Raw genomic sequence first — 21,849 nt, 5'->3', positions numbered from 1 at the left:
GCTGAAACCAGTCCGTTTTTTCCTCGTATTTATGCCTTTAATCTATACCCGGATCCCCAAAGGGTTTCAATATATCTCGGATTTGATGGGTCCCTCTCAATTTTTTCTCGAATCTTTCTGATGTGCACCACTACAGTTGCGATGTCTCCAAATGACTCCCATCCCCATATTTTTTCAAAAATTTCCTCCTTGCTAAACACCCTTTCTGGGTTTTGAGCCAATAAACATAACAGATCAAATTCCTTTGTGGTTAGCAACTTTTCTTCTTGATTTACATAAACTCTCCTAGAAACTCTATCTATACTTAATTCGCCAATGACAATTTGATGTGTTTTGCCTTCATCACTAGAGGTCAACCTCTCAAATCTTGAAATGTGAGCTCTCACCCTTGCAACTAGCTCACTCGGACTAAAGGGCTTCGTTATATAGTCATCTGCTCCCAGCCCAAATCCCCGTATCTTATCAATGTCTTCCTTTTTGGCAGATACCATTAATATTGGTATATCCTTCTTTAATCGAATCTGTTTACAGATTTCAAAACCATCCTTACCTGGCAGCATGAGATCTAGAATAATCAAATCATAAGGATGATCTAATGCCTTTCTTAGTCCTTCATCCCCTGTGGTTTCTATGTCTACTTGAAATTGACTGACCTCTAAATAGTCTTTTTGCAACTCTGCAATGCTAATATCATCTTCTATAATCAATATTTTCTTCATATGACTTCCTCCTTCGCCGCTTTTCTCAATGTAAAGAAAATGCTTGTGCCATGGTTGAGTTCACTTTCCATCCAAATCTCTCCCCCATGTTCTTCGATGATTTTCTTAATAATCGATAGTCCTAATCCACTGCCATAGGTATTCATATTTCTGGATGGATCAGCTCTATAAAATTCATCAAAAACGAAAGGTTGTGCTTCTTTGGAGATTCCTTTTCCATTATCTCGAATTTCAATAAGCACTTGATCTGTCATCTCTTTTATATTGATAAAAATACGGATTTGATCATGTCCTGCATATTTGATAGAATTATCAATAATATTCGTAATGACCCTTCTCAAATTGTTCCCATCTCCCATTACTGTTAATTCCTTCATAGGATGTTCTAAATCTAACACGATACCTTTCTTTTGCAGATCAAATTGCAGTTCTTCTACTATATCTTTCATATAATGGACAATATCAAGAACTCTAAAATCAAAACTGTATTTCTGCAAATCCAATTTAGAAAAGAGAAACAGATCGTCGATTAATTCATTCATATCCTTAGCTTTTCGGTAAATTGTATCAATATACTTCTTCATTTTTTCTGGCGTATCGGCTACACCATCTTTAATGCCTTCAATATATCCTTTAATCGAAGTAATCGGTGTTTTTAGATCGTGAGATATATGGGTAAGGAGTATCTTTCGATTTTCCTCATATTGATGCTGTATTTGTAATGATTCTTTTAGTTGTTCCCTCATTGCTTCAAAGGACGAAATAACCTCCCCAAACTCATCCTTAAAAACATTTTGAATACGATAATCATAATTGCCTTCTTTTATTGCATTTGATGCATGTTTCAATTCCCCTAAAGGTTTCATGATACTTCGATATACAAGTAACGTCAGTATTCCATTTGTACTCATCATTATTAAGATGGCAAAAATTATCAAAGAAGATTGTAATTGAGAAAACTCTTTCCTTAGAGGTATGGTATCAAACACAAGATATACACTGCCTTCACTTTGATCGCTAAAATAAAAGTCTTGTAGCCTTACATAAATAATGTCTTCTTGCCTGTTTAGCGGCTTCATCTCATCCATCGTTGTGCTTTTAAATGGCATGAGTCTGATCTGCTCTTCTTTATTCTCTAAAAAGTCTGGTACGTGTAGAATCGTATTATCTTTTCTAACGATTAGCCCTGCATTCTTGATGCCAATTTCTCTTTGTATTTTTTCTATATAGCTCACTTCCATAAAGCTATCAGGATTATCCAATATCTGCCTATTTACTATCCAAGAAGCTTGCTGATTCAAATTTAGAAGCTCTTTACTAAGATTTCTCTGTTTTAGTATCTTATAGTTTTCATCAGAAACTGATATACTGCTGATTAGTCCCCCCGCAATGATTGTCAAGATAATAGGAATCATCAGCATGGCAGCGTAGGATAATCTTAATCGCTTTATAATTGTCATCTTCATCCGTTCCTTTCATCGAATCACCAATTATTATATCCTATAGCAAGGCTATCTAGATAAAACACTCATAAACTCATCCCCTGTTATGGTTTCTCTTTCAATTAGATATCTGGATAGTTCATGAAGTTTATCCATATTGTCCTTTAATATGTTAATGGCTTTTTCATGGGCTTTTTTGATGATATCAAGTACTTCTTCATCAATTTTTGACGCCGTTTCCTGTGAACATATTAAAGAGGAATCTCCTCCAAGATATTGATTAGAAACTGTCTCCAGTGCCATCATATCAAAATTTCTACTCATCCCCAAGCGTGTTACCATCATTCTTGCAATCTTCGTCGCCTGCTCGATATCGTTAGAAGCACCAGAAGTGTACGTTCCAAAAATCAGCTCTTCTGCAGCACGACCACCCGTATAGGTTGCAATTTTATTGAATGCTTCCTCTTTCGTCATCAGTACATTTTCTCCTTCAGATATCTGCATGGTATAGCCGAGAGCACCCGATGTACGAGGAATAATTGTTATCTTGTGTACGGGTGAGGATTCCGTCTGTTTTGCAGCAACAATTGCGTGTCCGATTTCATGGTATGCAATAATTTGCTTTTCTTTTGGCGAAACAACCGCACCTTTTCGCTGATATCCAGCAACTACTACTTCTACTGCCTCTTCCAAATCATTTTGTGTTACATACTTGCGGCCGCATTTTACTGCGCGAAGTGCTCCTTCGTTTATAATGTTGGCAAGCTCTGCGCCTGATGCCCCTGAACTTGCTCTTGCTATCGCATTGAGATCAATATCCTTATCTAATTTTATTTTTTGGGCATGAACTTTTAAAATTGCTTCACGTCCTGCTAGATCAGGTAATTCTACAGGAACACGACGGTCAAACCTTCCCGGACGAAGTAATGCCTTATCTAAAGATTCAGGCCGATTGGTTGCTGCAAGGATCACAACACCCTTTTCTCCATTGAATCCATCCATTTCTGTCAATAGCTGATTCAAGGTCTGCTCCCTCTCATCATTTCCCCCTAAACCACCATTATCACGTTTTTTACCGATCGTATCAATCTCATCGATAAATACGATACAAGGAGCCTTTTGCTGAGCCTGTTTAAAGAGATCACGTACTCTTGCAGCTCCCATACCTACAAACATTTCAACAAACTCAGATCCTGAAATGGAGAAGAAAGGTACTTTTGCCTCCCCAGCAACAGCTTTTGCAAGAAGTGTTTTACCAGTTCCAGGAGGTCCTACAAGTAAAGCACCCTTAGGCATAATGGCACCTATTTCTTTATACTTACTTGGATTGTGCAGAAAATCAACGATTTCAGTAAGCGCTTCCTTCGCTTCATCCTGACCAGCAACATCAGCAAAGGTCTTTCCTGTCTGAGCTTCAACATAAATCTTCGCATTGCTCTTTCCAAAGGTCATGGCATTGCCACCCATTCTCTTCTGCATAGAATTTGCAAATATCTGCCCAATTCCCATAAAAATAATGATTGGAACAATCCACGTCAGTATAAGATTTAAAAGTGGCGAATTTTCTTTTGGAATAACCTTAGAAAACTGAACTTTTGCATTATGAAGGCGATCGACTAGCCCTGGATCGTCCATACGCCCTGTTACATATATATTCTCTTTGCCATCTTTGTCTTTCGCAACAAATGCGATTTGATTCTCCTCTATCTCTACAACTTTTACCTTTCCATTTTCTATTTGTGTTAGAAATGTGCCATAATCAACCTGAGTAATCTCTTGCTTTAACAATAGTGGAAAAACGAAAGCATTTAAAAGCAATACAACAATCAGTGCTGCTATATAATAATAAATAATCGGCATTTTAGGATTTTTTTGTTCTTTCATGTCGCCATCTCCCCCTTTTCAGCATTAGCCTTTATTCTATTCTTCAATTATAGAATACAATTCTAAAACTCACATAAATAAAATCTTAAATATTTCTAAACTTTCACGAAAGGTCTAGTATCTAACTTCTGTGCCAACAGATGAGGACTCAAAAAAGTTAGAAAAAAGATTCGTCTATAAAAAATTCAGAAATTACTGAAACGAATCTTTTTCTTTATTACAGCTTTAACCTTTTCAATTAATCACAGCTTACTTTATTCAATTCTTCTTTGATATTCATTAAGTTCTCTATATGGTATTGTTTTATATCAATACTCATGTCTTCTTTCTTCGCGTTTAGGATAAATATATGACTATAGGCCGTTCTGAATAAAGTTAAATGCCGCATATAGTATTTGATATCCAAGTTATGCCGTTTGCTATTGATCTCTTTATGGTAGAATTCGATGATATTCCTAAACTCATGGATTTTTAGCCTATACTCCTCTAAATTTTTTGCTTTTCTAAAATTCTCTTCTTCACTTACATTTTTATTTATAAATTCTATCATCTCAATGTTTAATTCGTTAAGTTTTTCAAATGGGTTTGGCGGCTTTATATAATAATTTACAAAAATCGCTATGATAATGCCTACAAAGGTTGCTAATAACCTATCTATAACATAAGCCACCGTATCGAAATTTTTTCCTGCGTTTATTCTAAAGCTTATAATTAAAAATACTACGCCCGCTGTAGATATCATATCTCTCTTGTCTATCAGGTTGCATAAATAGATAATTCCCAGTATTCCAAAAGGGATCATATATATATTTTCAGGCATAAGCAACAAATAGATCAGCGAGAATATTCCACCGATTGTGGTTCCTAGACTCCTTTTTATCGCCATTTCAGATGATTCTATGATCGAGCTTTGCATACAAAAAAATACCGCTAAAGTAGCATATAACGGGGAATCGAATTTTAGTATATTACTTATAAGGATAGCTAAAAAAATTCCAATCAAGGTTTTTATGCTTCTCATTCCTATTTTAGGGAGCTTTATTGTCATTGCCCTTTTTACCATTTCCATACCTCTTATCTATTTAAAATTCATTACAAATTCATAATACCCTAGTCTAGCTCTCTTTAACGCATTCTTTTATGCCTGTGTATCTGCGCGAAACTTTCTGCAATATTTTAACTTGACCATATTTTTGAGGCACTTATAATTTGTAAAATGTCCATTAATATGGATATTATTCCCAAACAAAGAAATTAATATTTCGTTAAGTTGGCATTAAAAGTATACAGCTGTATCTGATTATCTTTATGAATCAACCCTTAGAACGGTTCTGTTTTTTGTGAGTAGGAGCGTCGATGCAAATCCCATACAAAAGAAAAAGCGGGTAGACATCCTCATATCTACCCACTTTATGAATATATCGTGTTACATAACACTTAGCGATTCGTTTGATACACATATTATTCATCATTTATAGTGTTAAATCGTTGTTTTGTACTTTATTAAAGTTGCAGAACTTGCAACTACAAGAATTGAACCTAAGTTATGTATTAATGCTCCAATGATCGGATCTATTATGCCTAACGCAGCTAGCAATATGGCTCCAAAATTAATGGCCAAAGATAAAGCAATATTGATTTTTATTGTATGAAGTACCTTCCTTGATAGAATGAATAGTTCAGAAATTTTACTTATATCATCAGACATTAAAGCAATATCCGCAGTTTCTACTGCAACATCTGCACCTAATGCGCCCATGGCGATTCCGATTCCAACATCTGACCTTGCCAGTGCAGGAGCATCATTTATTCCGTCTCCAATCATACATACTTTCTTATTATCTCTTGTTTGAGACTCAATGACAGTTACTTTATCTTCTGGTAATTGTTCAGCATAAATTTCTTTAATTCCAGCTTTGGCAGCTATCCATGCAGCCGCATTCTTATTATCGCCTGTTAGAAGAAGAATATTTTCAATGCCTATTTTTCTGATATTCAAAATAGTTTCTTCTACATTGTTCTTTATTTTGTCTGCAACGTTTATCAAACCAATGATTCGATCCTCAATCGTTACAATCATTACTGTTTTCCCTTGGCGTTCAAAATATGCTATCTTTTCTATATACTCATTTGCAACTTCAATATCATTTTCTTTAAGCAGTTTTAGATTTCCTACTAATACTTTCTTTCCTTCGATCTCTGAAACAACACCTTGACCTAACTGAATACTAAATTGCTGAGGATCAGGAATATTTAAAGAAGTTTCTTTGGCTTTTTTATAGATTACTTTACCTAATGGATGCTCAGAAAATTTTTCCGCTATTGCCGCCAGCTTCAATATATCATCTTCTGTATAATTTTCATTAAGACCAATGATATCCGTTACTTCAGGTTTTCCATAAGTGATCGTCCCGGTTTTATCAAAAGTAATCGTATCGATTTTACCTAGCTTCTCCATTACTTCGCCACTCTTTATAAGAATACCGTTTCTTGCAGCATTTCCGATGCCTGCCATGATAGCAGTAGGGGTTGCCAATACTAATGCGCACGGGCAGAAAACAACGAGAATGGTAACCGCCCTGGTAATATCACCTGTAATCATATAAGTAATTATGGATAAAAACAAGGCTAAAGGGACAATAATCGTTGCCATTTTATCGGCCAACCTAACTACAGGAGCTTTCTTGTTCTCAGCATCTTTTACAAGTCTTATTAATTTTGCCAATGAAGTATCCTTTCCAACCTTCGTAGCTTTTACTTCAATAGCCCCTAACTGATTTAAAGTACCTACAAATACTTCATCTCCAACTGTTTTATCAACAGGCATGGATTCCCCCGTAATAATGGATTGATTAATTGTCGATTTACCGCTGACAATTACGCCATCTATTGGGATGGATTCTCCTGGTTTAATCAGAAGAATATCGCCTACTTGTATTTCTTCTACTGAAATCTTTTTTTCACCTGATGATGTTCTGATCCTTCCAGTTTCAGGAGATAGTTGAATTAACCTTTTTATACCTTCTTGAGCCTTTCTAACGGTCCGATTCTCCAATATCTCACCTAACATCATGATAAATGCGACTTCGCCAGCTGCAAAATATTCTCCTATTACTACAGAAGCTATAAGTGCTATACCGACAAGTACACCGGCCTTTATATCAAATCTTGTAAGAAGCCCGATCACAGCGCCACGAATAATGGGAGTCCCACTAATTATGATACTAACCCAAGCAACATCAAATGGCAGTATGTCTCTAAGCCATCCAAACCAGCTTATTAGAAGAAATATGCCCGACAAAACAGTCAAAACAATGGTGCGACTTTCTTCTTCAATAAAATATTTTTTAATGTTAAATGTTATCATATTTTCTCACCCACAATTTCTTTCATTTATACGATCGAGCTCTACTTCATGATAATCGTTTCTGCCTCCAAGCTTCTTAAAGATAATTTATAACCCCGAATACTTACTTCAACTGGATCACCAAAAGGTGCTACTGCATTCACCATGATTTCTGCTCCCGGTAATATTCCCATAGCCAGCATCTTTCCTTTTATAGCTCCACTGCCCATCAATTTTGCAACAATGCCTTTTTCACCAATCTTTAAGTCTTTTAATGTTTTTTCCACAAATAATCATCTCCTATCTATTAAAATAATTTTTAAAAGGTATCCTTATTTATTTTCCTAAGAATATTAAATAATTGATTCACTTCATCTTCCGAAAGAGAAGACATCATTTGTTCTGTCAAGTCAATATGGTATTTATGGTGTTCCTTAGCCGCTTCAACTCCCTTTTCCGTTAAACTAATCAAAATAACCCGTCGGTCTTCCTTGGTAAACTCTCGTTGTGCATATTTCTTTTTTTCCAGCCTGTCTACGGTTACCGTGGTCGTTCCTGTGGTTACACCTAATTTCCCTGCCAACTCTTTCATGTTCATTTTGCCATATGATCCTAGTATTTCAATGGCATGAGCTTCTGAGACGGTCAACTCGCTGCTTTTGATTACAGAACTTTCCCAAGATGAAAACCCATTAAAAAAATATAGCAGCTCATCCGTTAGCTCTTTAATAAATTCATTAGAGGATTTCATATCGATTAACATCTCCTTTTGAAAATAATAATATTTGATAATAATATATTTTGAATTTCAAACTAATAGTACCATAAATAGTTTCGATTGCCAATAAAAATTTAATATGAAAGGATAAAATCGATATAGAGAGGAGCCAGATAAGATATTAATGAAGTAACTTTCGTAACTCTATGAAAGATATTTAGCAAGTATTTCCTATTTAATGTGGTATAATGCTACCACAGGGAAAAATATTCGTAGTATTTTTTGAATCTCTATCATTCAAAATATTTTTAAACGCCACATGCTTCAAAAGCCTACTTTATTTAGCTGCTTATGATACATTACGTAGTGTTGATGTATAGAAATATATTTAAGTTGGAGGTTATTATGTCTAAAAGTAAGAAAAAACTAAGAATCATCCCCTTGGGAGGACTAGGGGAAATAGGAAAAAACATTACGGTCTTTGAATATGGTGAAGATATTGTCATCGTCGATTGCGGAATCGCCTTTCCAGAAGATGAAATGATGGGGATTGATTTGGTTCTTCCTGATATTACCTATTTAAAGAATAAACGGGATAAGATCAAAGGTATTGTCTTAACCCACGGCCACGAAGATCACATTGGGGCATTGCCGTATGCATTAAGAGATATCAATGTACCTGTTTTTGGTACAAAGCTCACCCTTGGCTTACTGAAAAACAAATTAGAAGAGCATCGTATGCTTGGGGATACAAATCTGCAAACTGTTCAACTAGGTGAGACAATCGAATTAGGTGTATTTAAAGTGGAGTTTATTCGCTCTTCCCATAGTATAGCTGATGCGGCGGCCTTGGCAATACATACACCCGTCGGCATTATTGTCCATACAGGAGATTTTAAGATAGATTATACACCCATTGAAGGCGCACCCATCAATCTAGCTCGTTTTGCAGAGCTTGGAAAAAAAGGTGTCTTGCTTCTTATGGCTGATAGTACCAATGCTGAGCGTGAGGGCTATACTATGTCTGAACGAAAAGTGGGCGAAAGCTTTGAAAGAATATTTGCAAATGTTCCGGGTCGAGCTATTGTCGCTACCTTTGCATCTAATATCCACCGAGTCCAACAGATACTCAATGTGGCTATTCGTACCAATCGCAAAGTGGCTCTTTCTGGCAGAAGTATGATTAATGTCGTTAATGTAGCCTTGGAACTAGGATATTTGAATGCACCTGAAGATATATTCATCGACATCAAAGATATCAATAGATACCCATCAGAAAGATTAATGATCATAACCACTGGCAGTCAAGGGGAGGCAATGGCTGCATTATCCAGGATGGCAGCATCAACCCACAGACAGGTAGAAATTGTTCCAGGAGATTTAGTCGTCATTTCTGCAACGCCTATTCCTGGAAATGAGAAAATGGTATCTAATAATGTGAATATGTTGCTTCAAAAGGGAGCAAATGTAATTTATGAATCTCTTGAAGACATTCATGTTTCAGGTCATGCCTGTCAAGAAGAATTAAAATTAATTCATCGTCTTGTTCAACCGAAGTTCTTTATGCCAGTTCATGGGGAATATAAACATCTTCGACACCACGCGCTTCTTGCACAGGAGTTAGGAATGGCTTCAGAAGATATTTTCATCATGAACATAGGTAATGTTCTAGAATTAGATGCTTCAAATGCTAAAATTGCTGGGAAAGTGCCTTCTGGCAAAGTATTTGTCGATGGGCTTGGTGTGGGTGATGTGGGAAATATCGTATTGAGAGATAGAAAGCACTTAGCTCAAGATGGGATGGTCATTATTATGATTACCATCGATAAGGACACCGGTGCAGTCATTACAACTCCTGATATCATATCTAGAGGATTTATTTATGTAAGAGAGTCCGAAGAACTAATGTCAGAGATGAAGAATATCGTAAAAAATGCACTCTCTGAATGCCAAGGAAAAGACTGGAGCACAATTAAAAATAATGTAAAAAAATCAATGAGCGAATATCTTTATGCTAAGACCAAGAGAAAACCAATGATCTTACCTATCATTATTGAAATATAAACCAATATGCAGCAAGATTTAAAATTCTCCATTAGGAATAATATAAAAGAACTATAGGGATATGAAATAACCCTATAGTTCTTTTTCATTAACTTAAGTCAAAAATTCACCGATGTTTCTTTGTATTTAGTGTTTCATGCATTATATTAAACACTATTCATATCTGAGTGCCTCGATAGGATCAAGTTTTGCTGCTTTATTGGCTGGATAATATCCAAAAAACACACCGATCAACATCGTTACAGAAACACTTAAAAAGATAATACCAGGAGAAGCTGTTGCGGGATACCCTAAGAGTGAAGCCCCTAATGCACCAAGGAGAAGACCTAAAACAATACCAATGATACCTCCTATCATACAAATAATCACTGATTCCACGATAAACTGGACTTTAATAGAGGAGTTTCTCGCGCCAAGTGCCTTCCTCGTACCAATCTCACGGGTACGCTCTGTAACTGAAACCAGCATAATGTTCATTACGCCAATCCCACCCACTAAAAGTGAGATCGCTGCAATGACTGAAATTGCAATAGAAACGGTGCTCAACATGGATGTCATGTTAGAGATGACACTTTCCATATTCATTGCACTTGCCTCCCACTTCGTATTATTTTCATAAACCTTTGAAAAATAGTTTTCTATGTCTTCAGTAAAAAGTGCAGCATCCACACCAGTTTTCGTGACTACCGTAAATGTTTGATAATTTTTTGTTGTAGCGTCTTGCTTTGCTAAACTCACTGGAATGTAAAAGCCAGTGCTCCTGTCTTTTTCAGAAGAAGAGCTAGGCATAAACGATGAGGTCTCGTACTTGTAAATTCCGATAATTGTATATGTCTCAATACGATCAGAAGAATATATTTTTATTTCCTGACCTAAGGGGTTTTCTCCAGCGGAGAACATGTTTTCAACCAACTTATCCGATACAACAGCAACTTTTTTTACTGATTTTATATCTTTCTCAGCGATAAAACGTCCTTCGATGAGCTTTACGTTATTCGCCTTTTCGTATCCCTCATTGACTCCTGTCACGCTCACATTTGCGTAAAGTCGTCCATCCTGGGCCTTAGCAGATCCAACACCATGGGATAGGCTTATGGTTTCAATTCTGTCGCTAAATCGTGCGGTAAATGCTTCTATATCTTCATCCGTCAGAAGGTCACTCTCCTCGGGGATACTAGCAGCAGAGTCAGGCATACGAGGTCCACGATCAAGTTCATCGCCGCCGCGCTCTCTTATACTTACCATAATAGAATTTGCACCCATGTCTTCCATAGTCGAAGTAATCGAAGCAGTAAGTGAATTTCCTACAGTTACAATTGCTATAACCGATGCGATTCCTATGATTATGCCCAGCATAGTCAAGATTGCCCGCATTTTATTTGACTTCAAACCTGCTAAAGCCAAAAGAATATTTTCAGTTAAATTCATTAATTTCCCCTCCGCCCCATTTCAGCCATCCGGTGATTCAGATTAGCCTTTTCATCCAGGATTCTACCGTCTTTTATCGTCACAATTCGTTGGGTTTCTTCAGCTAATTCATAGTTATGTGTTATTAAGATAATCGTAGTTCCTTTTGTTTCATGCACCTTATGAAAAAGATCCATTATCATCCGTCCTGTTTCTGAATCCAATGCCCCCGTGGGTTCATCTGCCAGTAGAATTGCAGGCTCATTAGAAAGGGCTCGGGATATGGCCACCCGCTGTTTTTGCCCCCCAGAAAGTTCATTGGGTAAATGATGCATTCTGTCGGCCATACCTACCAACTCCAAAAGTTCCTCTGCTCTTTCTCTTCTTTCTTTTCTGTCCATCCCTGCGTAAAGCATGGGTAGTTCCACATTCTTTAATGCAGAATTCCTTGGTATTAGGTTAAATGTCTGAAACACAAATCCAATCTTTTTATTTCGTATGTCGGAGAGTTCATTATCGGACATATTCTGGATGGGTGCTCCATCCAGAATATATTCTCCTGACGTAGGACGGTCTAAAGCACCGATTACGTTCATCAATGTACTTTTCCCAGACCCTGAAGCACCAACAATAGAAACAAATTCCCCTTTCTTTACTGTTAAAGATATATTTTTCAAAATTTGTAGTTCGTTCGGACTACCTATATAAAATTTCTTTACCAGATCACGGACATCAATCATTATCTCACTCATACTATTTGCCTCCTATCGTTTTGCTGTTTGTAAGTTAACAACATCACCGGGTTTTACACTTGCAGCATCATTTACCACGATGACACCGTCGGATAATCCCTTACCTGATATTTCCGTATATAGATCTGTTTCCATTCCTTTTTCTACGATCAGCTCTTTTACTATTTTTTTACCATTCTCATCAGAGATGACATAGACAATGTTCTGTCCATTGGAATTTACCGTAACAGCATCATAAGGCACTGCATAAACATCGGCCTTTTTCTCTAAAATGATATTGAGGCGAGTGTTCATTCCAATTTTAAATTTAGGGTCATGATCTAAGATCGCTACTTCTGTTTCGAACTCCACCGTACTAGAAGTAATGGTCTCCCCAGCAGTATTTTTGGTAGATGCCGGTGAAATTTTAACTACCTCTCCATTCAGTATCTTATCGCCTGTGGCATCTGATTTAATCGTTACCTTCTGTCCAGGATATACCTTCCCAGCATCATATTCTTTTACGTAGGTGGTAACCATCAGATTCTTTGTATCTTCGATAACAAATAAAAGACCGTTGCCAGGAGAACCCACTACAGCATATACCGCCGTCACGGTACCGTCTACCGGTGCTTTTATCACCGAATCGGCAAGATTCTTTTCAAGCTTTTGAAGGGCTATTTTCTGACTGTCATTATTATAGTTGGCTTCGGCATTCTTAAAGTTGGCTTCAGCTGTTTTTATGTCCTGCTCCACTTTTGCTTTGGTTGATTTAAGAGATGCTACTGCCTTATTATAGGTGGTTAATGCGACCGTATAGTTTGTTTCTGATTGGCTGAATTCCTGTTTAGAAATAGCACCTGCTTCAAATAGCGCTTTATTGTTTTCATAAGTTGTCTTCTTTGTTTGCAGATCAGCTTCGGCTGTTTTAACACTGCTTTCCGCGCTAATTAGTTCAGAATTCAAACCATTTTCATACTGACTTTTCGTATTCTGATAGATTCGTTTTTTATTTTCCAAATCAATCGCTGAAGTTTTTTGTGAATTATTTAAAGTACTCCGCTGCTGTGCAATATCCATTTCCAGAGATGCTGTATCAAGTTTGGCCAGCGCATCTCCTGCCACCACTTGATCTCCAACACTCGCATATATCTCTTTTACTGGATAGTTCAAAGTGGAATAGACATTTTGAGCATTCTGGCTTTCGATGTTTCCAGAAACACTGATGCTGTTAACCAGTTCAGCTTTAGAAAGTATGGTATGTGGCACATTATTTGCACTACCGTTTCTTCCTGCTGAAAATGCCGTAATTCCTAGTATGCTAATAATTACAAGTATTGCTGTACCAATAATCATTGACTTCTTAAATTTCTTTAATTTTTCCATAGATAATTCCTCCTATATTAAATTCTTCTTTTTAGCGAGATTTCCATATTTTACTTAAACCAAATACCGCTTTTTCACATATCCATCATGTTAAATTTCAGAGAAATCCAAAATCTTAGCTGCATTTGATTCATCTACAATGGATATTGGGATATCTGAAAAAGCTTGATGCACATCATGAACAAAGTTACCCTCTACCATTTTTTCAGGTACTCCAAAAACTAAATGAGCTACTTTATTACGACGGATATAATCAACAGCCACATTGCTACCATTATCACCCCAGTATACTTGCATTTCTGCATCTAAGGATTTACACACATTAAACAAATATTCCAGAGGGGTTTCCCGTAAATTTTTTGCCTGATTTGATGGCTGCACACTCAAAACTTTTAGCCTTAAGTCCAGCGCCTTTGATAGTAGATAGCCTGCTGTTATTAAGCGTTCACAGCTTTTCTGATCTGTAACACAAACTAAAATAATCTTTTCTTGTTTCATCCTATTCACCTAATTTCTAATCTTAATAATAGAATAGTAACAAAACAATGTGGCAAGAAAATGGCATGAGTATGAAAGATTGTGACATAATATAAACAAACAGCACTGGCGTTCATAATGAACGCCAGTGCTGTTTGTTTATATTATGATCTAACTCCCGAATTACGAGACAATGTGAAAGTAAAGGTACTACCTTTTTCCAGTTGACTCTCCACATAAATTTCTTCCCCTAGCCGTTGAATAATCTCAAAGGCTATGGCAAGTCCTAATCCTGTCCCTTGCGTAGCATGGGCTTTATCAACCTTATAAAACCTTTCGAATATATGTGGTAGATCACTTGGAGATATACCTATTCCTGTATCGGACACGAATATTTTCACAATGTTATCATCTGAGGAGACATCCAGCAGAATATTTCCTTGGGATGACGTATATTTTATAGCATTATCGAGGAGGATAATCAGGACCTGCTCAACCAAATCCATATTGCTATTGATCATCACATCCTCGGGTAAAGCTGAAAAAGAAAACTCTATCCCTTTTTCACCGGCAAGTACAGCATACCGATCAGCCACATTCGTCATGAGTTCATTGATTTTAAATTCTTCTCGTTGTATAGCAGCTGGATCTGACTGCAATCTGGATAATGTCAGCAAATCGTTGATAAGTCTTGTGAGTCTCATGGTTTCGTGCAACATATGGCTGTAATATCGCTTTTTCGTATCTTCATCGGGAACCATATCATCCGCCAATGTCTCTGATAATGCTCTTAACGCCGATACGGGGGTGCGTAGTTCATGGGAGACATTTGCAACATACTCCCGGCGCGTCTGTTCCAGCCGCTCTGATTCGGTGACATCACGAAACAAACCAACTGCACCTGCAATATGATTCAATTCATCCTCTAACGGACAAATCGTAATTCTTAGAACCATCTGTTTCCACTGCATGCTGCGAACAATGGTGTATCCTCGCAAAAGCACAGTCTCAAAATCTTCCCACAACTCTTGACTAGGAATTATACCCTTACGCCCATCTTCTTGGCTCATACCAAAAATACTATGAATTGCAGGATTAACATGGGTGATATTTCCCTCCGTATCTATTGCTACAATCCCTTCAGATAAGCCGTCAATTGTCTGTTTCAACCGGTTCCGTTCCACCTCTAAAGCCGAAATCGTCTTAGATAATCTAGATGATAAATAATTAAGTGACCGTCCCAGCTCCCCAATTTCTCCTTTATATGCTTCATTGGCTTGCTCCGTAAGATTGCCATTTGCCATATTGATTGCCACATCTCGCATTTCTTTTAAAGGATTCACAATATGCCGCGTAACGCGATATACTGGAAAAATCATTAGTAACAAAACACCTAGGGCACTAACCTGCATAGATCGATTAAGTCCTAAAAAAGCAGTTACAAGCTCTGCTGGTGGCTTGCTTAGGAAAACAGCACCTGAAACAGTGCCATTGTCCAGAATGGGCTGCCCTACTACGAGAAAAGGTCCTTTGGTAGAAACAATTTGTTGTCCAGACAAAACTGAATCTAGATATCTTCCAAACGCCTTGTTGAGAGCAGGCGTCATATGCTGCCGTAGTTCTTTCTCAAATCGTCGTATTAAGGTCCCTTCGCTTCTTATCATAAGATTGCCTTGCCCGTCATATACATACACTGCAGCATTCCATATTTCATTATTGATTGAAAACTGCTCATTAAGCTCACTCTTTGTCATACCCCCCTGCTGATATTTCAACACCAAATTAGCAATTGCTTCCGCACGGGGCTCAAGCTCTCGTATTTGCAGGTCTGTAAACATGCCATTCGCTATGAGCACAAAGATTATCGTGTTGAGAATTCCATATAGTATAACCGTACCTATTAATAAAGTCAGCACTCTTCGAAGAAATATATTTTTTTTCACAATAGCTCCCATTCCGCCATCATCGAAACGGCTCATAAATTTATAGATCTCTTCTATTCATTTGATACTTCGAACTTGTAGCCCACTCCATAAATACTCTTAATACTCCATCTCATATTCTCAGAAGAAAGTTTCTGACGAATACGCTTGATTTGCGTATCCACGCTTCGCGTATCACCAAAATAGTCAGACCCCCATACATTTAGCAAAATCTGCTCTCTATCAAAAACTTGTCCTGGATGAGAAGCTAGTAAATACACAATTTCTACCTCTTTCGGCGTACAATGAACGAGCTTCCCGTCAAGACGCACTTCGTAAGAGGATATATTTACTTCTAATCCATCATAACGCAGGATAGGATCATTTTCTTTGCTCTGTGATGTTTTGCGACGCAAAACTGTTTTTACCCGGGCCACTACCTCACGAGGGCTGAAGGGCTTTACAATATAATCATCCGCACCTAGTTCCAGTCCAAGAATTTTGTCTATTTCTTCACCTTTAGCCGTTAGCATAATGATTGGTACATCCGTTGTTTTACGCAGCGTACGACAGACTTCAATTCCATTCATTTTTGGCATCATTAGATCCAAAATAATTAAATCTGGTTTCGTTTCATAAGCTTTTTTAAGCGCTTCTTCTCCATCATATGCAGAATCATGAGTAAATCCATCTGCTTTTAAATATGCAATGATTGTCTCATGAATAATAAATTGATCATCACAAATAAGAATGTGTCCAGCTGTGCTCAATTAGCATTCACCCCAGTAATTTTTATGGTTTAGAATCTTATTTTTAATATTTGTAAATTATCATATATTATTTTTAAACTATTATCAATAATCTTAGTATTTCTTATCATCCCTAGTCTTCCCGCGATCACATAAATTCTATCTTAGCCCAGCATTTTTACACGATAAGTAGTATCCAAAAAAACAAGTCTCTAAGGATATTCCCTTAGAGACTTTTATGAAAACCTTTTCTTTTTCCTGATTATTCTGCCTTTTCTTCTCTAATGTTCTTCTCGTCTGCCTTTAATGCTTTAACAAGGGAGACCATTCCAAATAACATTACAAAGGCAAATGGGAACGCTGCTGCGATAGAAGCTGTTTGAAGCATCCCTAGTCCGCCTGCTAACATGAGGGCTAAGGCCAATGCTGATTGAATCACACCCCAAATGATCTTCTTTTGAGTGGATGGATTCATCTCTCCATGAGATGTCATCATTCCTAATACAAAGGTTGCTGAGTCCGCAGAAGTAACAAAGAAAGTTACCAATAATATCACTGCTACAAAGGATATAATACTTCCCAATGGGTAATGACTCATCACTACGAAGAATGCCGTCGGTGTTGATTGGATGGCTTCCGTCGCTACATCTAAGCCTAAATTCATACCAAGCGTTCCAAATACGGCAAACCATAGGAAGGATCCAAATGCTGGTACCAAAAGAACTCCAGTAACGAATTCACGGATCGTTCTACCTTTGGAAATACGTGCAATAAACATTCCTACGAATGGTGCCCAAGCGATCCACCATGCCCAGTAGAAAATCGTCCAACCGCCGATCCAGGAATTATCACCAAATACCTCAATATGAAAGCTGTCTCGGATAAATTCACCGAAATACATCCCTACGCCATTGGTCAGGGCATTGATAATCATAACCGTAGGTCCGATAATAATCGCTAAAATCATTAGAATTCCTGCAATACCCATGTTTAGGTTAGATAGGAACTTAATCCCTTTATCTAATCCTGTTACTGCTGATATCATAAAGAGTACGGTAACAATGGCAACAATAGCAATTTGCACTGCCGATGACTCAGGTAAACCAAACATAAAGTTTAATCCGCTGTTTATTTGTAGGGTTCCTAAGCCTAGTGATGTTGCAACACCTGCTACAGTAGCAAATACTGCTAGAATATCTACTAGATATCCGATAGGACCATTTACTCTTTCTTCGCCAATGAGTGGGATAAAAATACTACTGATAAGACCTGGCTTGTTTTTTCTAAACTGCATATAGGCAAGAGCAAGGGCTAATATACAATAATTTGCCCAAGGATGAAGACCCCAGTGGAAAAAGGATTTTTTCATGGCAAAATCTGCTGCCGCAGCTGTACCACCATCCATTCCCAGAGGTGAAACGAAGTGATTTAGCGGTTCTGCAACGCCCCAGAATACAAGACCGATACCCATCCCTGCACTGAAAAGCATTGCAAACCAAGACACATATGAATATTCAGGTTCCGAGTCATCTGGACCAAGCTTGATGCTCCCATATTTACTGAATGCAATCCATATAGAGAAAATTACGAATGAGAACATGGAGATCAAATAAAACCAACCAAAATTGCCTACTAAGTAGTTGAATAATCCGTTAGCAGCGCTCCCAAAGTTCTCGGGGGCAGCAAGGCCCCATAGAACTATTGCGAACACAAACACCAATGATATATAGAATACATTATTCTTCTTATTCATGCGTTGTGTCCCCCTATTTTTTATTAAATTTTTACTTTAAAGACAGTCTGCTCCTTGATGTCAGTTGTTAAGGCATCTAAAGCAACGCCTACTCTATGATAGCGAAGCTTCCACTGCTGTTCCTTTGGTGTACTTGGATCACCCAGTGGATATGGAATAGAAATCGTCGGTACCATTCTGTTCGCTCCGACTGTCTTGGCAACGGGGATTAAGTTTGCCATTTGTACAATTGTGATTCCTGCTTTTTCGATTTCTTTTGTCATCGTTGCACCGCAACGTGTACAAGTGCCTCAGGTGGATGTTAGGATAACAGCTTTAACACCTGCAGCGATGAGTTCCGCAGCAATCTCTTTGCCCATTCTTGCGGCCTCGGCTTGAGTTGTACCCGTACCAACCGTTGCATAGAAGTATTGGTACACGCCACCAATTCTTCCTTCCTTCTCATAGGCTCTTAAAGCATCCAGTGGTACGCAAACATCGGCGTCAGCATTAGCTGCTGCTGGATCATAGCCCGCATGGATTGTCATAAATTCTCCTGCTTTTAGGTCATCCAGTTGAGAAATGTCATACTTACCCCATTTCGTAGCAGAAGCAGATTGGATTCTGTCTGGGTTTCCTACTGGTACGATACCACCTGATGTTACTAAGGCAACCTTCGTCTTGCTTAACTCTTCTGGTGTAAGGGCTGGTGCGATTGGTACTAAGTCCGCTTTAGGAATCGGAAGTTCTGTTTGGAAAGGCTGACCGTGGATTTTCTTTAGTAGCATATCAATTACTCTATCAGCAGCATTTACAGGAGGGTTTAACCAGATCTGGCTTCTGATACCTCTTCCGTAGTAGCCCTCTACTTCTGCAGGTAATACTTCTTCACCTTTTAAGACCTTTAAACCGAATTTCGCCATAGCTGCTACATCTTTTCTCATAGCTGCAGCACTGGCACCACCCGTGAAGATATACATCTCCTTTTTGAACATGTCTACCCCAGGATTTTCATCATTCATCGAAGTGATTACAGGTACCCCAAACTTGTCTTTTACTGCTTTACAGATGTTACCACAAGCACTTCCGTATCTTCCTGCTCTAAAAGCTGGACCAGCAAAGAATATATCGAATTCCTTATCTGCTAAAAAGCCTAAAATGGTGTCTAAAGCTTCTTGTGTTCTTGAACCCATGAAGTTATCGCCACAGATAATGGTATGAGTAACCTGTACGTCTTCACCTAACTGCTTTTGAAGCTCCATGGCTGGACCCACTAATCCTTCGCGAATCTCTGGTGCATGATCTGCTAACTCTTCGCCTCCGATTTGGCCAAAGAATTGGTTTAGATATAAAATCGCTTTTTTCATCTCCGTCACCTCCTTAAAACTCTACCATTGTCTTCGTTGACCAACCAACTACTTGGTCTCCACAGAACATGGCATTGTTTTCCATAATAATTGACCCGTCTTCTCTTACAGAAGGACCTAAGATTGCGTCATTACTCCACCCGCCGGATAAGCCATCTCTTGCAAGGGCTTGTAATTCTCCGATGACTGTTTCCATTGGAGGAAGAATAATCATTTCTGAAACATTACCACAGGATACAATTGCATCTGCTTTCGCATCTAAGGTTACCAATGGCTGAGATGCACCATCTCTACCCGTACATTCATTGGTTAGACCGATTGTCTTAACCCCAGCATCTTCCAACGCAACGATACATGCGATAAAGTCAGCATCTGGGTTTCCATAACCTTCTTCTGCCACAACTGCTGCGTCTGCGCCTAATGACTTTGCCATTTGTGCTACAAATAATGCAGCTCTATTCTTTTGTTCTAGCGCAACATTTAAGTTAGACATAATCACGCCTAAGAAATTGATTGTCTTTCCATGCTCTTGATATAAGCGCTTGATCATCGGGAAGTTTTGGAAATCATAAGTAGACCACTTGGATGAACATGGCATGAAGGAGCCAGAAATCATTGCTCCATCCAGTACTTCATTTGGATGCATGAAGGTCGGCACCATACGATTGCAGTCCCATCCATATACAAGGTCATTGTATCCAAGCTCTTCCATTTGGGATTGTGGCTGTAGTACAAGCACTACATTTGGCAGGGTGTTTTCCTCTACTGTTCTCTTAGTAACCGGAGCTAATTCATAGATCTCAATCGTTTCTGGCTCCATATCTTTTACACAACTACCAATATACTCTGCTAGTCTCATGCCGGCCCATCTGAGTGCATGGTTTTTCTTTTGTTGTTCATATCTTTCAAACTCTTCGTCTGTGTCTGCTACAAGAACAATATTTTTTAATTGTGAGTAGTAGGTATATTTCGCTCCTTCTCCTCCCATATCGATTAATCCGTCTTGAAATCCTCCCCAATGCTTTCCTACAACAAGCACACTACAATCCTTTAACGCAAGGGTTCTTCCATTTCCTGCCTGCATTAAATCTCCCGTTACTCCTGGAAAGATTGATCCTCCACCAATTCTATGTCTTGGCTCGATGGCTTCCTTAACAGGTACTAATCGTACCATGTCGCCAGGTTTCACAATCACGAAGTCTGCTTCTGTGATATGCTCGTCTTCTTTCACGACTGCCAGAGCTTCTTCTTTATTGATTGTCAAGATACCATCTGCATAGGCAGTTCGAGTACCAAATACGATGTCTTTAACATAAAAATTACCTAACTCTAACTTCATCTGATTACACTCCTTTCGTAAAATAAAATTAGGAGAAAAATAACAATATCTTTGGGAGAAGTGATTTTTTGAAAACGTTGTCATGTACGTTATAAAAAAAATCTATGTTATTTTTCTCGTTGATAAAATTATAACATAGTTTTGACTATTTTGTAAATTTGTTTATTTTTTAATCTTGATTTTTTTGCTATTTTTTTAACGGTTTTTGTCGAATCTTATACTTTCCCTGTCAAACATAAAAAAACTAAGACCAAATTTATCGATCTTAGTTTTTTATGTTTTTATACTAATTGCTCTTTTTCTAAGAAAGCAACGAAGGTATTGGTTAGGTTATCTGTGTTGTGCTTTCTTTCAAACAGGATTCCATCTTCTACGATTTGCAGTCTTGCTTTGCCATCGGGCCAGTGGAATCCATGGCCATAGAGAACGGGACTGTCGTTTACTGGCCAGTAAACTTGGTCTTTCTGCTGTTTATCTATTTTAAAGTAGTCATGGTTTTGTATGGATATTTCGTGTAAAATCTGGTCTGGATCTGTGTATTCCATATTTGTACTCAATGCATTGGC

Annotated in this window: 18 protein-coding genes; 1 reads left to right on the top strand and 17 read right to left on the bottom strand. The window is 38.0% G+C overall.

Annotated elements, in window-relative coordinates; all coding sequences use genetic code 11:
* Window positions 1–29 precede the first annotated feature (29 nt).
* The 7 genes from HNQ80_RS21750 to HNQ80_RS21720 form a co-directional block, all read right to left on the bottom strand.
* Complete coding sequence (locus tag HNQ80_RS21750) at window positions 30–719, bottom strand: response regulator transcription factor (protein ID WP_184312787.1); 690 nt, start codon at window positions 717–719, stop codon at window positions 30–32.
* Window positions 716–2,179, bottom strand: a complete 1,464-nt coding sequence (locus tag HNQ80_RS21745) for a sensor histidine kinase (RefSeq protein WP_184312786.1) — start codon at window positions 2,177–2,179, stop codon at window positions 716–718. Before HNQ80_RS21745 ends, HNQ80_RS21750 begins: the two co-directional genes overlap by 4 nt.
* A 51-nt stretch (window positions 2,180–2,230) precedes the next feature.
* A complete protein-coding gene (ftsH, locus tag HNQ80_RS21740; RefSeq protein WP_184312785.1) occupies window positions 2,231–4,045 on the bottom strand; it encodes an ATP-dependent zinc metalloprotease FtsH in 1,815 nt (604 codons plus the stop codon).
* 238 nt (window positions 4,046–4,283) lie between these two features.
* Entirely contained in the window at window positions 4,284–5,066 is a 783-nt protein-coding gene (locus HNQ80_RS21735) for an FUSC family protein (protein ID WP_243183491.1), read from the bottom strand.
* A gap of 459 nt (window positions 5,067–5,525) precedes the next feature.
* Window positions 5,526–7,412: a heavy metal translocating P-type ATPase gene (locus HNQ80_RS21730; protein ID WP_184312783.1), complete on the bottom strand. Its 1,887-nt coding sequence runs from the start codon at window positions 7,410–7,412 to the stop codon at window positions 5,526–5,528.
* A 41-nt stretch (window positions 7,413–7,453) separates the two neighbouring features.
* Window positions 7,454–7,678, bottom strand: coding sequence for a FeoA family protein (locus HNQ80_RS21725; protein WP_184312782.1), 225 nt, complete (start codon window positions 7,676–7,678; stop codon window positions 7,454–7,456).
* 32 nt (window positions 7,679–7,710) lie between these two features.
* The gene (locus HNQ80_RS21720) at window positions 7,711–8,142 is read right to left on the bottom strand and encodes a MarR family winged helix-turn-helix transcriptional regulator (RefSeq protein WP_184312781.1); all 432 of its coding nucleotides are present in this window, start codon (window positions 8,140–8,142) and stop codon (window positions 7,711–7,713) included.
* Between the two features lie 372 nt (window positions 8,143–8,514).
* Between HNQ80_RS21720 and HNQ80_RS21715 the strand changes: the two genes are divergently transcribed.
* Window positions 8,515–10,173, top strand: coding sequence for a ribonuclease J (locus tag HNQ80_RS21715; protein WP_184312780.1), 1,659 nt, complete (start codon window positions 8,515–8,517; stop codon window positions 10,171–10,173).
* Between the two features lie 153 nt (window positions 10,174–10,326).
* Here the strand turns inward: HNQ80_RS21715 and HNQ80_RS21710 are convergent, their stop codons facing one another.
* The 10 genes from HNQ80_RS21710 to HNQ80_RS21665 form a co-directional block, all read right to left on the bottom strand.
* Window positions 10,327–11,601 (bottom strand): ABC transporter permease, encoded by a 1,275-nt coding sequence (locus HNQ80_RS21710; protein WP_184312779.1) that lies wholly within the window; start codon window positions 11,599–11,601, stop codon window positions 10,327–10,329.
* Entirely contained in the window at window positions 11,601–12,332 is a 732-nt protein-coding gene (locus tag HNQ80_RS21705; protein WP_279289025.1) for an ABC transporter ATP-binding protein, read from the bottom strand. Before HNQ80_RS21705 ends, HNQ80_RS21710 begins: the two co-directional genes overlap by 1 nt.
* Before the next feature lie 12 nt (window positions 12,333–12,344).
* On the bottom strand, window positions 12,345–13,697 hold the full coding sequence (locus HNQ80_RS21700; protein ID WP_184312778.1) for an HlyD family secretion protein: 1,353 nt from the start codon (window positions 13,695–13,697) through the stop codon (window positions 12,345–12,347).
* Between the two features lie 90 nt (window positions 13,698–13,787).
* Window positions 13,788–14,195: an adenine nucleotide alpha hydrolase family protein gene (locus tag HNQ80_RS21695; protein WP_243183485.1), complete on the bottom strand. Its 408-nt coding sequence runs from the start codon at window positions 14,193–14,195 to the stop codon at window positions 13,788–13,790.
* A gap of 143 nt (window positions 14,196–14,338) precedes the next feature.
* Window positions 14,339–16,153, bottom strand: coding sequence for a sensor histidine kinase (locus tag HNQ80_RS21690; protein ID WP_243183483.1), 1,815 nt, complete (start codon window positions 16,151–16,153; stop codon window positions 14,339–14,341).
* Window positions 16,154–16,170: 17 nt separating this feature from the next.
* A complete protein-coding gene (locus tag HNQ80_RS21685; protein WP_184312777.1) occupies window positions 16,171–16,866 on the bottom strand; it encodes a response regulator transcription factor in 696 nt (231 codons plus the stop codon).
* Between the two features lie 241 nt (window positions 16,867–17,107).
* On the bottom strand, window positions 17,108–18,598 hold the full coding sequence (locus HNQ80_RS21680) for a glycine betaine uptake BCCT transporter (protein WP_184312776.1): 1,491 nt from the start codon (window positions 18,596–18,598) through the stop codon (window positions 17,108–17,110).
* Between the two features lie 23 nt (window positions 18,599–18,621).
* A complete protein-coding gene (gene grdH / locus HNQ80_RS21675) occupies window positions 18,622–19,944 on the bottom strand; it encodes a betaine reductase selenoprotein B (protein ID WP_184312775.1) in 1,323 nt (440 codons plus the stop codon).
* Window positions 19,945–19,957: 13 nt separating this feature from the next.
* Complete coding sequence (locus HNQ80_RS21670; protein WP_184312774.1) at window positions 19,958–21,283, bottom strand: glycine/sarcosine/betaine reductase component B subunit; 1,326 nt, start codon at window positions 21,281–21,283, stop codon at window positions 19,958–19,960.
* A 281-nt stretch (window positions 21,284–21,564) separates the two neighbouring features.
* Window positions 21,565–21,849 (bottom strand): hypothetical protein (locus HNQ80_RS21665; protein WP_184312773.1); only part of this gene is annotated, 285 nt, incomplete at its 5' end.

Source organism: Anaerosolibacter carboniphilus (genome assembly GCF_014205875.1).
GTDB classification, from domain to species: Bacteria; Bacillota; Clostridia; order Peptostreptococcales; family Thermotaleaceae; genus Anaerosolibacter; species Anaerosolibacter carboniphilus.
The sequence above is the reverse complement of the archived record's forward strand: the minus strand, read 5'-3'. Positions and strand labels throughout refer to the sequence as shown.